Origin of the sequence: Micromonospora sp. SH-82 (assembly GCF_051132485.1) — a bacterium.
Classification (GTDB): Bacteria; Actinomycetota; Actinomycetes; order Mycobacteriales; family Micromonosporaceae; genus Micromonospora.
The window spans coordinates 3523361-3539854 of sequence record NZ_CP148049.1 but is presented as its reverse complement, the minus strand read 5'-3'; the positions used below and the strand labels follow the sequence as shown (position 1 = coordinate 3539854).

Below are 16494 nucleotides of genomic sequence, written 5' to 3'. Positions count from 1 at the left end.
CCGCCGGCGGGCGAGCCCGGTGACCACTCCCCATCCACCCACCCGAGAGATCGAGGAACATCCGTGACCGTGACCGGACACGTCAAGACGGCACCGGAGACCACCGCCCAGGTCCTCTCCGCCGAACAACGCCACGCCGACGAGTTGGCCTTCCTTGCCGCGTACGACGACGGGGCCCGGCCCCCGGGGTGGGCGTTGACCCCCCGGGCCGTGGTCACCTTCATCAGGGGCAGCGACGGTGAGCCGCTGACCCTGCCCGCCGAACGGCGTACCGGCACCCTCCCGGCCACCATGACCGTCGCGGCGAAGTTCGTCGGGGAGCGGAGCCTGGTCGAGCGGTGTGTGGTCACCCTGGCCGGTGAGCGGGGACTGCTGCTGGTCGGCGAGCCCGGTACGGCCAAGTCGATGCTCTCCGAGCTGCTGGCCGCCGCCGTCTGCGGCACCAGTGCCCTGACGGTCCAGGGCACCGCCGGCACCACCGAGGACGCCTTCCGGTACGGCTGGAACTACGCGTTGCTGCTCGCCCAGGGTCCCACCCCGCAGGCGCTCGTCGACTCGCCGGTGCTGACCGCGATGCGCTCCGGTCGGGTGGTCCGGATCGAGGAGGTCACCCGTTGCCTGCCCGAGGTGCAGGATGCGCTGGTCTCGCTCCTGTCCGACCGGCGGATGAACGTCCCGGAGCTGGCCGGCACCGAGGAGGGCCTGATCCGGGCGGTCCCCGGGTTCACCGTGATCGCCACCGCCAACCTGCGCGACCGGGGGGTCTCGGAGATGTCCTCGGCCCTCAAGCGCCGGTTCAACTTCGAGACCATCCACCCGATCGCCGACGCCGACACCGAGACCGACCTGGTCCGGCGGCAGGCCACCGCCGCCGTCGAGCGCGCCGGGGCGGCGTACACGGTCGACGACGCCGTGCTGGACGCCCTGGTCACCGTCTTCCGTGATCTGCGTTCCGGCCGGTCGGACGAGGGCTGGGACGTGGAGCGCCCCGGCACCGTCATGTCCACCGCCGAGGCGGTGCAGGTGGCCGTCTCACTCGGCCTGTCCGCCGCGTACCTGGCCGACGGCGACGCCCTCGACCTGATGCCCGGGCACCTGCTCGGGGTGGTGCACAAGGACGACCAGAACGACCGCGCCCGGCTGCTCGGCTACTGGGACGGCCCGGTCCGTCGCCGCGCCGAGGACGGCTCGGCGATGTGGCGTCGGCTCTGGGACCTGCGGGAGAGCCTGCGGTGACCTCACGTCCCGCACCGCCGCAGGGGTCCACCACCCCGGCGGCGTCCCCGTCCGCGCCGCAAGCCGCCCCGTCTGGAAGGACGAGCATGGCTGACACCCCCGCCGCGTACCCCGACCCACGGGCCGTCGTCGACGCGCTCGCCGCGTCGGTCCAGCCCTACCTGATCGGGGTACGGCACCACAGTCCGGCCCTGGCGGCGGTCGTCCCGGCACTGTTGGAGGCCGCCGGTGCCGAGGTGGTCTGCGTGGAGCTGCCGACCGACTTCCAGCACTGGTTGCCGTACCTGTCCGACCCGGCAGCGCGGGCTCCGCTGGCCCTGGTCGGCAGCCACGGCGCGGACGGGCCGATGGGTTTCTACCCGTTCGCCGACTTCTCCCCCGAACTGGCGGCGATCCGCTGGGCCCGGCAGCACGGCGTCGAGGTGCGCTGCTGCGACCTGCCGATGGCGGATCCGGGCTGGTCCGGCGAGGCCACCGACCCGACCGTCGACAGGGACCCGGGTGACGGCGTCGACCCGGGCGACGGGGACGTCGGCGAGCCGACCTCCGGGCCGCGCCTGTCGTATGCGACCGCACTGCACGCCAGCGGGACCGGTCGGGACGGCGACGACCTGTGGGACCGGGTGGTCGAGGTACGGGCACCGGGGTGTCGACCCGAGGCGGTCCGACGGGCCGCGCTGGGGGTCGGCTGGGCGATGCGGGCCGACAGCACCGGTGGCGACGGGCCGCTCGCCCGGGACCTGGCCCGGGAGGAGCACATGCGGCGGGTGCTGGCCGAGGCCGGTGCCGACGGCCGACGGGTGGTCGCCGTCGTCGGGGCCTTCCACGCCCCGGCCCTGCTCCCCGCCGGTGCCACCGGCGACGATCAGGCGTCCGGCCGACCCGACGCCGCGCCCGGCCACCCCGACGCCGCGCCCGGTCGACCCGTCGACGCCGTGGTCCGCTCCGTGGCCACCCCGGCCCGCAGGGACCCCGGGTCGACCGTCACCTCCCTGGTCCCGTACGCGTTCGACCTCCTCGACGCCCGGTCGGGATACCCGGCCGGGATCCGCGACCCGCTGTGGCAGCAGTCCGTCCTCACCGCCGCCGGTGACCCGGAGCGGATCCGGGCCGCCGCCGCCCGGGCGGTCACCGACCTCTGCCGGGAGCTGCGCGCCGCCGGCCACACCGCCGGGACCGGGGAGGCCGCCGAGACGGTACGGCTCGCCGACGACCTGGCCCGGCTCCGGAACCTGCCCGCCCCCGGTCGGGGTGAGGTCCTGGAGGCGGTGACCACGGTCTTCGGCCAGGGTGACCCCCTCGGTCGGGGCCGCGCGCTGGCCCGAGCCCTGGAGACGGTCCTCGTCGGCGCCGCACGGGGACGGACCGCCCCCGGTACCCCCCGGTGTGGACTGGGTCCCGCCGTCGAGGCGGACCTCGTCACCCTGCGCCTGCCCAGCCCGGAGAGCCCCAAGGCCCGTGAGGTCCGGCTGGACCCGCTCCGCACCGCCCTGGACGCCCGCCGGGAGGTGCTGCTGCACCGCCTCGACGTCTGCGGCGTCGGCTACGGCGACCCGATCGCCGTCACCGGCACCGGGGACGGCGCGGCCCTCACCACCCGGTGGCAGTTGGCCTGGACCCCCTCCGTGGCTGCCCGGCTGGACCTGGTCGGGGTCCGGGGCGTGACCGCCGCGCTGGCCGCCGCCGGCACCCTACGGGAGCGGTTCCGCCGGGAGGCAGCCGACGGCGGCCCGACCGCCGCCCAGCTCCTCACCGGACTCCGCGACGCCGCCCGGTGCGACCTGCCCGACCTGGTCACCGAACGACTCGACGTGGCCGCCTCGGTGCTGCCCTCCACCGGCACCCTGCCGGAACTGCTGGCCGGACTGGACCTGTTGGAGGCGCTGCGCCGCGAACACCTGCCCGGCACCACCGCGCAGGGCCGGGCCCGCGCCGGCGACCTGGCCGGCGTCCTGCTCGACGCGGCGGTCCGGGGTCTGCCCGGCCTCGCCGGCAGCGATGCCCCCGCCGACGCCGCCGCCCTGGTCGACCTGGCGGTCCGGGCCGGGGAGGACCGGCTCGGGCTCCGCCTGGAGGCCGCCCTCGACCAACTGGGTCGGGACGGTTCGGCGCTGGTCCAGGGCGCCGCCCTGGCCGCCCGGACCCTGCTCGACCTGACCGGCCCCGAGGTCGTCGGCGCCCGGGTCGCCGGGTGGATCGACGCCGCGACCGGGCCGGAGCGCCGACGGCACCTGCACCGGTTCCTCGAAGGTCTGCTCACCGCGGCCCATCCCCTGCTCCAGTCCGCCCCGGACGCGCTCGACCCCCTACTGGAACGGATCGAGGCGCTTCCCGACGCCGGGTTCCTGGACCGGCTGCCGGCCCTGCGCGGCGGCTTCGACGTCCTCACCCCGGCCGCCCGGGACCGGATCCTGCACACAGTCACCGAACGGCTCGGTGACCGGATCGACCTGACCCTGACCGCCCCGCCCGAGGTCCTGGCCAGGTGGGCCGCCGCCGACGCGGCCGGACGGGCCGTCCTGGTCGCCCGGGACCTGCCGATCCCCGACCCGTCCCCGGACACCGCCCCGCACCCCGCCACGACCGCCGTCGGGGCGGGTGCCGCCGCCGGGCGGATCACCCCCACCGACCGGTGGCGGCTGCTGCTCGGCCGCCAACCCGACCGGTTACCCGCCGACGCCCGCCGCTACGCCCGCGCCCTCGACGAGCTATACGGGGCGGGTCGGGGCGAGGGCGCCACCGACCTCGGCGCCGGGGCCGGCGGTGGTCAGGAGGCCGCCTTCCCCACCGCACGGGAGTGGGCCGACGAGATCGAGGCGCTGTTCGGTGCGGTGGTCCGCGAGGAGGTCATCGCCCGGGCCGCCGACAGTGGCCGGACCGACGTGCTCACCGAGCTCGACCCGGCCACCGTCCGACCCTCGATGGAACTGCTGACCTCGGTGCTGTCGCTGGCGGGCGGCCTGCCCGAGGGGCAGGTGGCGGCGCTGCGGCCCCTGGTCCGACGGCTGGTCGAGGAGCTGACCAGGCAGTTGGCCACCCAGATGCGTCCGGCGATCACCGGGTTGAGCAACCCCCGCCCGTCGCGCCGTCCCGGCGGCCGGATCGACCTGGCCCGTACGCTGCGGGCGAACCTGGCGCACACCCGACGGCTCGACGACGGGCGTACCGTCGTGGTGCCGCAACGGCCGGTCTTCACCACCCGGACCCGTCAGGAGGCCGACTGGCGGCTGGTGCTGGTGGTCGACGTGTCCGGCTCGATGGAGGCGTCTGTGGTGTGGTCGGCGTTGACCGCCGCCGTCCTGGCCGGGGTGCCCACCCTCGCCACCCACTTCGTGGCCTTCTCCACCGAGGTCGCCGACCTGACCGACCGGGTCGACGACCCGTTGTCCCTGCTCCTGGAGGTCCACGTCGGAGGCGGTACGCACATCGCCGCCGGACTGGCCCACGCCCGCTCGCTGGTCACGGTGCCGAGCCGGACCATCGTCGCGGTGGTCAGTGACTTCGAGGAGGGCTACCCGCTGGCCGGGCTGCTCGGGGAGGTCCGCACCCTCGCCGCGTCCGGGGTGCACCTGCTGGGGTGCGCCGCCCTGAACGACCAGGGGGTGCCCTGCTACTCCGTACCCGTCGCCGAGCAACTCGTCGCGGCCGGGATGCCGGTCGCCGCCCTCAGCCCGCTGGAACTCGCCCGCTGGGTGGGCGACCGCATCCGTGGAGGATCACGGTGACACAGCACGCCCCCGCCGACGTCGACCGGTGGCCGCCGGTGGCTCCGCAGGTCACCGCCGCAGCCGTGGCGGCGCTGCCCCCACGGCTGCGGCCCCGGTTGGCCGCCGCGGTCACCCGGTTGGTCGACCGGCCGGTCGACCGGGTCGGGGACGGTGTCCTCGACTTCGGACCGGAGATGCGGGTCACCCTCATCCCCGGTCCGACCGGTGCCGTCACCGACGGGGACCAGGCCACGTGCAGTTGCCTGCTGGCCCCCGGTGCCTGCACCGCAGCGCGGTCCTGTCCGCGTGCCCGGTCGCCGAACCGGCCGCCCACCCGGCGTCGGAGCCCACCCCCGACGCCGGCTCGTCCCAGGCCTCCCCCGGTAGGGCCGCCGGGCGCACCGGCGACCGGGGCGGGGCGGCCACCGGTCGACCGGCCGCCCCGACGAAGGCGCAGCGGGCCGCCGCCGACGCGCTGTGGCGGGCCGCCGCCGCGGTGCTCACCGCCGGGGTGCCGACGGCGGGTGCGGTCGCCCAGGCGGAGCTGCTCCGGGCCGCGCACGGCGCCCGGCTGGCGGGTCTGCCACGGGCCGAGAGCGCCGCGTTGAGCACCGTCCGGGGCCTGCGGGCACACCGGGACCGGCAGGCCGGACACCGGCTCGCCGCCCTGGTCGAGGTCCTCCACGACCTGCTGTACGTCGCCGGTCGGCTGGCCGCCGGGGACAGCGACCCGGCCCTGGTCGGCGTCCTGCGTCGGGCCTACCAGCCGGACGGCACCCTGGAGGTGTACGGAGTCTGCCGGGAGCCGGTGATCAGCGCGACCGGGTACGCCGGAGTGGTCACCCACCTGGTCGCCGCCGACGGACGACGGCTCTCGTTCGGCGACGTACGCCCGGGTGGCCCGGACCGGGCGCGGGACTCGGCCCGGGCGGTCACCGAGATGGGCTCGGTCGCGGTGAACCACGCCGTGCTGGCCCGGGGTGGTCTGCGGATCACCGGCACCACGGTCTCCCCCGACGGTCGGCTCGGCGCGGGCAGGTCGGTCCGGGCGACCCCGCTGAGCGTCACCGACTGGTCCACCGGGCCGGTGTCGGAGCTGTTCGGACGTCCCCTCGCCGAGGTGGTGGCCGCCCAACTCGCCGTCGAGGACCCCCAGGATCCGGCTCGGGCGGGGACCGCCCTGCTCGGCTGTGACCTCGAGGTGGTCGGTGCCGACGGGGACCGGCTGTTGGCCCGGGAGATCGGTCCCACCGTCGACGCGACGGTGGTGGACGGGCCGGTGATCCGGCTGGTGCCCGTCGACTCCCATCCGATGCTGGCCCACGTGGCGAACCTCCGGCGACTCGCCTCCCGACCGGGTCTGCGGATCCGGGTGGTGGGCCGGTTGGACCCGGACCGGGCCTGCACCCTGCTCCCGCTCGCGGTGGCACCGGTCCCCGGCGCCGCCACGACCCTGCGGTTGCCGACGGACTGGCACGGGCGGGCCGACCTCGGCTACGACGACATCCAGGGCCGCCACCTGCCGCCCCCCGATCCGGCCGCGACGGTGGGGACCGTCGACGCCGCCGAGGCGACCCAGCCTCCGCTGTGGCGGGTCCGTCGCCTCGTCGAGTCGGGCGTCTCCGGTGGCCGTCGGGCCGTGGCCGAGGCGGCCCGCAGCGGCAACGCCGAGCTGGGCGGCCCGCTGCGCCGGGCCGGTTTCACCACGGCAGCCGCGCTCGTCGACGCGCTCGCCGACGAGTCAGACCGGCGGGGCCGGGACGTGTTCGGCAGGCGTACCGATCCCGACCCCGACCGGTACGCGTGGGCGTGGCTGGCCGCCACCGCCCACCTCGCCGCCGCCGAACGGGAGCTGTTCCGTTCCTCCTGGGGCGTGCCGCCGCTCGCACAGCCGGTGGGCGTCGCGGGCTGACCGACCGAACGCGCGGCGGGCGCCGGCCTCTGGAGGCCGGCGCCCGCTGCGCGTTCGTGAATTGGCAGCTCAACGGCTATATGGCGAAGGCACGAGAGCATCGCCCGTCGTCAGGCTCCCCTGTGGTCACTAGACGAATTGGCGTCTCTTGCACCGTGATAGGGTGGTGCCTATGTCAGCTTCGCCCCAGGTCGTGGGTCTACCCATTCGGCGACGACGACCCGTCGCGCCGTCGGTCTTCGACCTGTCGTTCTCCGAGCTCGTGGAGCGCGTCGGTGGCGAACGGCAAGCAGCCGACATCTTCGACAAGCTTTATCGGCAGCGCAAAGACTCCGCCCACACGCTGAAGCAGTACGGCCAACTCGACGGCCTCTCGTCGACCCTCGCCGAGCGCAGTCGCACCAAGGGAAGCCAGACGACAAAGTTCCTGTTCGAGCTGGTCGACGGCAATTTCATCGAGACGGTGCGGATCCGTCGCCACGACGGTTACACCGCCTGCGTCTCGTCTCAGGCGGGGTGCGCCTTCGCGTGCCAGTTCTGCGCGTCGGGCCGCGACGGCCTCAAGCGGCACCTGCTGCCGGGCGAGATCGTGCAGCAGGTGCTCGCGCTCGGGCCCGGCGTCAACAGGCTCGTGTTCATGGGCATCGGCGAGCCCCTGCACAACTACGACAACGTCATGGGTGCCATTCGCATTCTCCGCGAGCGGCGCGGGCTCGGCTTCAAGACCAGTGGGATCACCATCTCCACGATCGGAATCCCGAAGTCGCTGAAGCGCCTGCGTGAAGAGCACATCAAGATCAATCTGACCATTTCCCTGCACGCGACCACGCAGGAGTCGCGGACCGAACTGATCCCGGGATCGCGCAATCACGACATCAACGAGGTCGTCGAGGGTGCGTTGTCGTGGGCGGAGCGGCACGGTCGGATCGTCACCTTCGTTTACCTCCTCCTTCCCCATGTCAACGACTCGGACGACGACGTCACCCGTCTGATCCAGTTCTTCGCAGGTCGACCGGCTCGGATCAACCTGATGCGGTGGAACCCGGTCCTGGGTGGTCCGCTCTTCCAGCGGGTCAGTGACCGGCGACTGAGCACCGTCCGGCGCGAGCTGGACTCCGCCGGGGTCAACGTCACCGTCCGGGACACCCAGGGCCAGGACATCGAGGCCGCCTGCGGTCAGCTCCGCCTCCAGCAGCTGGCCAAGAAGGACACCACCGAGTCGGCCGGGCCGGACGAGACGTCGACCGCCGACGTCGCCCCGCCCCGGCGGGAGCGGGTCCTCGCCACCGGTCGCCGCGACAAGAGGTAGGCGACCCGGCCTCGGCCACCGTTCCCGGTCCGTCCGACCCTCCGTGCATCCCTGCCCCGGAGGTCGGGCACCCGTGAGGCGTCCCCGCCCGCCACATCCTCGCCCGGGGGACGCGTGTGCCCCCGCCCCGAGCGACATCCCACCAACACCCGGTTCCCGGCCGCTGCCCATCGGCCGTGACCGCGTACGACGGTGGTGTCGCGCTCGTCCGGCCCGCCGCGCGCCGCGCTGCTGCACGCCGCTTGTAGCTCCGCCCTACGCCGCACCCTCCGGCGTGGGCGCTCCCTCAGCCGAGGCTCGACCTGTCCTGTAGCCGTCGCCGCCAACCTGGATCCGACGGTGGACGGCTCATCTCTGGTGCCCCGGGGGGTCACATGAAGGCGCTTGTCCTGTCGGGCGGAGCGGGTACCCGCCTACGACCCATCACGCACACCTCCGCCAAGCAGTTGGTGCCGGTGGCCAACAAGCCGGTGCTCTTCTACGGGCTGGAGGCCATCGCCGAGTCGGGCATCCGCGACGTCGGCATCATCGTGGGCGACACCGCCGACGAGATCATGGCAGCCGTGGGGGACGGCTCGCAGTTCGGTATCTCCGTGACCTACATCCGCCAGCACGCACCGCTGGGCCTCGCCCACGCCGTCCTGATCGCCCGCGACTACCTCGGTGACGACGACTTCGTCATGTACCTGGGCGACAACTTCATCGTCGGCGGGATCCGCGACCTGGTCGACGACTTCCGGCAGGCCCGCCCCGACGCGCACATCCTGCTGACCCACGTGGCGGACCCCCGGCACTTCGGGGTCGCCGAACTCGTCGACGGCCGGGTGGTCAGCCTGGAGGAGAAGCCACAGCATGCCAAGAGCGACCTCGCCCTGGTCGGGGTCTACCTGTTCACGCCGGTGGTCCACGAGGCGGTACGGGTCATCACCCCGTCCGAGCGGGGGGAACTGGAGATCACCCACGCCATCCAGTGGCTCATCGACCGCGAGTGCGACGTCCGGTCGACGATCATCTCCGGATACTGGAAGGACACCGGCAACGTGACCGACATGCTGGAGGTGAACCGTTCCGTGCTGGAGACCATCGAGACCCGGGTGGCCGGTACGGTCGACGCCACCAGCGAGATCATCGGCCGGGTACGGATCGATCGCGGCGCGCGGATCAGCGGAAGCCGTATCGTCGGCCCGGCGGTCATCGGCGCCTCGACGGAGGTCGTCGACTCCTACGTCGGACCGTTCACCGCGATCGGCGAGTGCTGCCGGATCGAGGACACCGAGATCGAGTACTCGATCGTGTTGCGGGACTCGGCACTCACCGGCGTCCGCCGGGTCGAGGCGTCACTGATCGGACGCGGCGTGGAGGTCACCCCGGCGCCGCGCAACCCCGCCGCCCACCGGTTCGTGCTCGGCGATCACAGCAAGGTGCAGATCTCATCATGACGACTCGACTCCTGGTCACCGGCGGCGCCGGATTCATCGGTTCGCACTACGTCCGTACCCTGCTCGGCCCGGACGGGCCGGCCGACGTACGGGTCACGGTCCTGGACGCCCTCACCTACGCCGGTAACCCGGAGAACCTGGCGGGCCTGCGCGACCACCCGAGGTACACGTTCGTCCAGGGTGACATCTGCGACGCCGCGACGGTGGCCGCGCTGACCCGCGAGCACGACCAGGTGGTCCACTTCGCCGCCGAGTCACACGTCGACCGGTCGATCGACGGTGGGGCGGCGTTCGTCCGTACCAACGTGCTCGGCACCCAGACCCTGATCGAGGCGGCCCACCAGCACGGCGTCGAGACGTTCGTCCACGTCTCGACCGACGAGGTGTACGGCTCCATCGCGCACGGCTCGTGGCCGGAGACGCACCCGCTCAAGCCCAGTTCCCCGTACTCGGCGTCGAAGGCGGGTGGTGATCTCGTCGCCCTGTCGTACCACCACACGCACGGCCTCGACGTCCGGGTGACCAGGGGCTCCAACACGTACGGGCCGTACCACTTCCCCGAGAAGCTGATCCCCCTGTTCATCACCCGGCTTCTCGACGGGGAGACGGTGCCGCTCTACGGCGACGGTGGCAACGTGCGGGACTGGCTGCACGTCGACGACCACGTCCAGGGGATCGAGGCGGCCCGTACGCGGGGCCGGGCCGGGGAGATCTACCACATCGGCGGGGGCACCGAGCTGTCCAACCGGGAACTGACCGGGCTGCTGCTCACCGCCTGCGACGCCGACTGGGACCGGGTACGCCACGTCCCGGACCGCAAGGGCCACGACCGGCGCTACTCGCTCGACTGCTCGAAGGCCCGACGGGAGTTGGGGTACACCCCTCGGGTCGACTTCCGTGCGGGGCTCGCCGACACCGTCCGTTGGTACCGCGACAACCGACCCTGGTGGGAGGCGTTACGCGCGCGGGCGATGGTGTGACGGGTCGGTGCGGCCAGCCGAATGGCGTGACCATCGACGGCCGGTGACCGTCATTCTCGACCAACGTCCGATTTCGCCCTGACGCATTTATCCAACAGGTAACCGACATAGTCGCCCGACTATCGCCATCGTCTCACCTCCGGTGGACCAGCGACCCCTCGTCCACCTGGCGACCCTCGGCCCGGCAGGTCGGGTGGCGGAGGCATCTACGCAGGTGGAGAGCTGTTCGCAACCCCACCTAAGGGGCCGGTGGATGCTGCCCGGAATGCGGGCGGACCCAGCCCGCCCGACACATTCCTGCACCCGCAACGCGGGCCAGGAATTCCGTGTGATCTGGCTCACGCATCAATCATCATCAGTTTTCGGATCGCTACACTCAGGCGATGCCCGAAACGAGATGCCGTATCTGCGGAAATGAAGATCTCGAATCAATACTGCATCTGGGAGAACAGGCCCTCACCGGGGTCTTCCCGCACAGCCGAGACGACGTCGTCCCCACGTTTCCGCTGGAACTGGTGACCTGCGCGCCGCCCGGCTGCGGACTGGTCCAGCTGCGCGAGACGCCCGACTTCGGACTGATGTACAACGAGGGCTACGGCTACCGGTCCGGCATCCGCCCCTTCATGATCAACCATCTGCACGACAAGGTCGCCAAGCTGCGTGGCATGCGCGAGGTCGGCCCCGACGACCTCGTCGTCGACATCGGCAGCAACGACTCCACCCTGCTGCGGGGCTACCTCCCCGACCCGCCGAAGCTGGTCGGGTTCGACCTGGTGGGAGAGAAGTTCCGCGACCTCTACCCACCGGAGGCCGACCTCGTCGCCGGCTTCTTCTCCGCCGAGGCGTTCACCGAGCGCTACGGTGACCGGCGCGCCGCGATCGTCACCTCCATCGCGATGTTCTACGACCTGCCCGCGCCGACGGAGTTCATGCGCGACGTCCACGACATCCTCGCCCCCGACGGCCTGTGGCTGATGGAGCAGAGCTACCTGCCCTCCATGCTGGAGGCCAGCGCCTACGACATCGTCTGCCACGAACACCTCGAGTACTACGCCCTGCGGCAGATCGAGTGGATGGCCCAGCGCACCGGGCTGAAGGTGATCGACGCCGAGATCACCGACGTGTACGGCGGAAGCCTCTGCGCCGTACTGGCCCGGCAGACCAGCGACCACCGGGTGAACGAACCGGCGTTGCAGAAGATCCGGGACCAGGAGACCGCCGCCCGGCTCGACACCCTGGCACCCTACGAGGCCTTCGCCCGCAACACCGAGCGCCAGCGAGACCACCTCCTGGACTTCCTCGCCACGTCGCGTGCCGCCGGGAAGGTGACCCTGGGGTACGGCGCCTCGACCAAGGGCAACGTGATCCTGCAGTACTGCGGACTCACCGAGGACGACCTGCCCTGCATCGGGGAGGTCAGCCCGGAGAAGTCCGGCCGGTACACCCCCGGCACCGGGATCCCGATCGTGTCGGAGGAGGAGGCGAAGTCCCGCCGCCCCGACCAGCTCCTCGTCCTGCCCTGGATCTACCGCGACGGCTTCCTCGAACGGGAACAGGAGTTCCTCGCCAACGGCGGCAAGCTCGTCTTCCCCCTCCCCCACCTGGAAGTGGTGCCATGAAACTGCCCGATCTGGAGAGCGACGCCTTCCACGTCGACTGGTATCGGACCTACGCGGAGCTGCGCGAACGGACCCCGGTGACCCCGGTGCGCTTCTTCGGCCAGGACGCCTGGCTGATCACCGGGTACGAGGAGGCCCGGACCGCCCTGGGCGACCTGCGGTTGAGCAGCGACCCGAAGAAGAAGTACCCGGGGGTGGAGGTGGAGTTCCCCGCCTACCTGGGCTTCCCCGAGGACGTACGGCACTACTTCGTCAACAACATGGGCACCAGCGACCCGCCCACCCACACCCGGCTGCGCAAGCTGGTCTCCCAGGAGTTCACCGCCCGCCGGGTGGAGGCCATGCGCCCCCGCGTCGAGGCGATCACCGCGCAACTGCTCGACGAGATCGGCGACGTCGACGAGGTCGACATCGTCGACCGGTTCGCCCATCCCCTGCCCATCAAGGTGATCTGCGAACTGCTCGGGGTGGACGAGAAGGACCGGGGCGACTTCGGCCGGTGGAGCTCGGAGATCCTCATCATGGAACCCGAGCGCGCCGCCCAGCGCGGCGAGGCCGCCCAGGAGGTCGTCACCTTCATCATCGACCTGGTCGAGCGCCGCCGTACCGAGCCCGGGAACGACCTGCTCTCGGCCCTGATCCGGGTCCAGGACGACGACGCCGACCGGCTCAGCCGCGACGAGCTCACCTCCATCGCGCTGGTGCTGCTGCTGGCGGGATTCGAGGCGTCGGTGAGCCTCATCGGCATCGGCACCTACCTCCTGCTGACCCACCCCGACCAGCTCGCGCTGGTCCGGAAGGACCCGGCACTGCTGCCCGGGGCGGTGGAGGAGATCCTGCGCTACCAGGCCCCACCGGAGACCACCACCCGGTTCGCCACCGCCGAGGTGGAGATCGGCGGGGTGACGATCCCGGCGTACAGCACCGTCCTGATCGCCAACGGGGCGGCCAACCGCGACCCGGGCCAGTTCCCCGACCCCGACCGGTTCGACGTCACCAGGGACAGCCGGGGGCACCTCACCTTCGGGCACGGCATCCACTACTGCATGGGCCGCCCGTTGGCCAAACTGGAGGGGGAGGTCGCCCTGGGTGCCCTGTTCGACCGCTTCCCGAAGCTGTCGCTGGGCTTCCCCGCCGACGAGGTAGTCTGGCGACGGTCGCTCCTGCTGCGCGGCATCGACCACCTGCCGGTGCGACCGAACGGATGAGACACCGATGAGCACCTGGTTACGGCGGTTCGGGTCCGCCGACGGACACCGGGCCCGGCTGTACTGCTTCCCGCACGCGGGAGCCGCCGCCGACTCGTACCTCGACCTCGCCCGGGCGCTGGCCCCGGAGGTCGACGTGTGGGCGGTGCAGTACCCGGGCCGCCAGGACCGACGCGACGAGCGGGCTCTCGGCACCGCCGGGGAGATCGCCGACGAGGTCGCGGCCGTGCTGCGCGACCTCGTCGGCGAGGTTCCGTTCGCCCTGTTCGGTCACAGCATGGGTGCCCTGGTCGCCTACGAGACCGCCCGGCGGCTGGAGGCTCGTCCGGGGGTACGGCCCCTGCGGTTGTTCGTCTCCGGGCAGACCGCGCCCCGGGTCCACGAGCGGCGCACCGACCTGCCCGACGAGGACGGACTCGTCGAGCAGATGCGCAGGCTCGGGGTCAGCGAGGCCGCGTTGGCCGACCAGGGGCTGTTGGACATGTCGCTGCCGGTGCTGCGGGCCGACCACCGGGTGCTGCGCTCCTACACCTGGCAGGCCGGGCCGCCCCTGCGCGCCGGCATCACCACCCTCTGCGGTGACGCCGACCCGTTGACGGCGGTGGAGGACGCCCAACGCTGGCTGCCGTACTCGGTCGTCCCCGGCCGTACCCGGACCTTCCCGGGCGGGCACTTCTACCTCGCCGACCACGTCGGTGAGGTGGCCGAGTCGGTGCGCCGGGACCTGCTGCGTCTCACCCCCACCGGCTGACCCGGGCGGCCGTCCCCGCCGAACCGACACGGGCCTGGCCGGGTCGGGGGCGGGCGCTCACCGCAGCGGGTGGTCGTGCCGACGCGCAGGGGCGGGCGCTCACCGCAGCCACGCCTCCGGGGCCGCCCCTGCGGAGGCGACCCCGGGGAAGATCTCGTCCAGGGCGGAGAGTTCCGTCGCGCCGAGGGCGATACCGCAGGCGCCGAGCGCGGAGTCGAGCCGTCCGGACGTCCGCGCACCGACGACCGCCCCCGTCACGCCGGGCCGGGACAGCACCCACGCCAGGGCGACGTCGGCGGGGTCCTCGCCGAGGTCACCGCAGAACGCCTCGTACGCCTCGACCGCCGAACGCAGCGCCGTCGGCTGCCCCGACGCCCGTCCGGCCGTGCTGCCCGGCCCGCCGTCGAGCAGACCACCGAGGCGGGTCGGCCTGACGAAGACCCCGAGCCCGTACGCCTGCGCGGCGGGCAGGACCTCCAGTTCGGGATGGCGCGACGTCAGGTCGTACCGGCACTGGTGGGACACCAGGCCGAGGCGGTGACGGCGGACGGCGTGCTCCTGGGCGGCGACGATGTGCCACCCGGGGAAGCCCGACGACCCGACGTAACAGACCTTCCCGGCGGCCACGAGGGCGTCCACCGCCTGCCAGATCTCGTCCCACGGCGCCACCCGGTCCTCCCGGGGCAGGTGCAGGACGTCGACGTGGTCGACCCCGAGACGCCGCAGGGAGCCCTCACAGGAGGCGATGATCTGCCGGGCAGAGAGGTCACCCCCGCCGACCTGTCCGCCCGGCGGGACATCCACTGTCACCGACAGGACGGTCTCCTCCCGCCGGCCGGCGTCCCCGGCCAACCACCGGCCGACCGACTCCTCGGCGACCTGGACACGGTCCGGCGCACAGTCGGCGGCGGTGTCGAGGCAGTTGACGCCCCGGGCACGGGCGTGGTCGAGCAGGCGTGCCGCGTCGGCGTCGTCCTGGCCGGCGAGGGCCGCCGTACCCAGCCAGAGCCGGCTGGTGAGCAGGGCGCACCGGCCGAGCCGGACGTGGGTGGCGTCGGTGCTCATCCGACGGCGGTCCGTTCCCCGACCAGCCCCGCACAGACGTCGACGACCTCGGCGGGGGACGGTTCGGCGAGCATGTCGGCCCGCATCCGCGCCGCCCCGGCGGTGAAGGCGGGGTCGTCCAGGACCCGCCGCACCGCCTCGCGGAGCTGGTCGGAGGTCAGGTCGGGCACCGGCAGGGCGATGCCCGCCCCCTGGTCCTGGGTCCGCTGGGCGCGGACCCCGGTGTCCCAGCCGTCCGGCAGGATCACCTGCGGCACGCCGTGGATGGCGGCGGTGTGCCAGCTGCCGGGTCCGCCGTGGTGCACCGTCGCCGCGCAGGTCGGCAACAGCGCGTGCATCGGGACGAACCCGACCGTACGGATGTTGTCCGGGACGTGGGCGACGCCTTCGAGCTGCTGCTCGTCCACCGTCGCGATGATCTCGGCGTCGACGTCACCGAGTGCACCCAGCAGGTCGTCGACGGAGACCTGCCCGATGCTGTTCTCCCGGCTGGAGATGCCCAGCGTGAGGCAGACCCGCCGGCGGGTCGGCTCGTCGTGCAGCCAGTCCGGCACCACCGACGGGCCGTTGTAGTCGACGTAGCGCATGCCCACCGTCTTCAGCCCGGTGTCGAGGCGCATCCCGACCGGGGCGGGGTCGATCGTCCACTGCCCGACCACCAGCTCCTCGACGTCCTGCGGCACCCGGCCGCCGAACCTCTCCACCGACCAGGTGAGCCACTCGGCGAGGGGGTCCTCCCGGTGGGCGGCGGGCTGTCCGGGCAGCAACCCGAGGAAGTTCTGCCGGGCCCGGACCGTGATGTCCGGCCCCCACAGGAGCCGGGCGTGGGCCACCCCGGTCACCGTCGCCGCGATCGACGCGGCGAAGGTCTGCGGCTCCCAGACGACCAGGTCGGGTCGCCACGACCGGCAGAAGGAGATCATGCCCTCGACCAGCGAGTCCGGGCTCATCAGGGCGTAGAAGGTCGGGGTGAGGACGGTCTGCATGCCGAGCAGGTGGTCCCAGGTGGAGGTGGCCGGGTCCCGCTCGCTGAAGTCCAGGCTGCGGACGTAGTCGATGATGTCGTACCCGGCGTGGGTCATGAAGTCGACGAGGTCGACGTCGGTGCCGACCGGTACGGCTGTCAGCCCGGCCGCCGTGATGTCGTCGGTGAGAGCGGGTGAGGCGACGACCCGGACCTCGTGGCCCGCCGCGCGGAAGGCCCAGGCGAGGGGCACGAGACCGAACAGGTGGCTCTTGCTGGCCATGGAGGAGAAGACGACGCGCAT

11 protein-coding genes are annotated in these 16494 nt (G+C 72.8%); 9 read left to right on the top strand and 2 right to left on the bottom strand.

Features of this window, described 5'->3' with window-relative positions:
• Window positions 1-63: 63 nt before the first annotated feature.
• From WHN02_RS16080 to WHN02_RS16040, 9 genes are all read left to right on the top strand, one after another.
• Window positions 64-1236, top strand: a complete 1173-nt coding sequence (locus tag WHN02_RS16080; RefSeq protein WP_434739558.1) for an ATP-binding protein — start codon at window positions 64-66, stop codon at window positions 1234-1236.
• Window positions 1237-1322: 86 nt separating this feature from the next.
• Window positions 1323-4961, top strand: coding sequence for a DUF5682 family protein (locus WHN02_RS16075; protein WP_434739557.1), 3639 nt, complete (start codon window positions 1323-1325; stop codon window positions 4959-4961).
• Window positions 4962-5196: 235 nt separating this feature from the next.
• Window positions 5197-6855 (top strand): hypothetical protein, encoded by a 1659-nt coding sequence (locus tag WHN02_RS16070; protein WP_434739556.1) that lies wholly within the window; start codon window positions 5197-5199, stop codon window positions 6853-6855.
• A 172-nt stretch (window positions 6856-7027) separates the two neighbouring features.
• Window positions 7028-8164, top strand: a complete 1137-nt coding sequence (gene rlmN, locus WHN02_RS16065; protein WP_434739555.1) for a 23S rRNA (adenine(2503)-C(2))-methyltransferase RlmN — start codon at window positions 7028-7030, stop codon at window positions 8162-8164.
• A 374-nt stretch (window positions 8165-8538) separates the two neighbouring features.
• On the top strand, window positions 8539-9603 hold the full coding sequence (locus WHN02_RS16060) for a glucose-1-phosphate thymidylyltransferase (RefSeq protein ID WP_434739554.1): 1065 nt from the start codon (window positions 8539-8541) through the stop codon (window positions 9601-9603).
• The gene (gene rfbB, locus WHN02_RS16055) at window positions 9600-10583 is read left to right on the top strand and encodes a dTDP-glucose 4,6-dehydratase (protein WP_434739553.1); all 984 of its coding nucleotides are present in this window, start codon (window positions 9600-9602) and stop codon (window positions 10581-10583) included. Before WHN02_RS16060 ends, rfbB begins: the two co-directional genes overlap by 4 nt.
• 383 nt (window positions 10584-10966) lie before the next feature.
• Entirely contained in the window at window positions 10967-12202 is a 1236-nt protein-coding gene (locus WHN02_RS16050) for a class I SAM-dependent methyltransferase (protein WP_434739552.1), read from the top strand.
• Window positions 12199-13410, top strand: a complete 1212-nt coding sequence (gene eryF / locus WHN02_RS16045; protein ID WP_434739551.1) for a 6-deoxyerythronolide B hydroxylase — start codon at window positions 12199-12201, stop codon at window positions 13408-13410. Before WHN02_RS16050 ends, eryF begins: the two co-directional genes overlap by 4 nt.
• 7 nt (window positions 13411-13417) lie before the next feature.
• Window positions 13418-14161 (top strand): thioesterase II family protein, encoded by a 744-nt coding sequence (locus WHN02_RS16040; RefSeq protein WP_434739550.1) that lies wholly within the window; start codon window positions 13418-13420, stop codon window positions 14159-14161.
• A gap of 99 nt (window positions 14162-14260) precedes the next feature.
• Here WHN02_RS16040 and WHN02_RS16035 read toward each other — a convergent pair whose 3' ends face one another.
• Entirely contained in the window at window positions 14261-15226 is a 966-nt protein-coding gene (locus tag WHN02_RS16035) for an aldo/keto reductase (protein ID WP_434739549.1), read from the bottom strand.
• Window positions 15223-16494, bottom strand: coding sequence for an activator-dependent family glycosyltransferase (locus tag WHN02_RS16030; RefSeq protein WP_434739548.1), 1272 nt, complete (start codon window positions 16492-16494; stop codon window positions 15223-15225). The genes WHN02_RS16035 and WHN02_RS16030 overlap by 4 nt, the downstream gene beginning before the upstream one ends.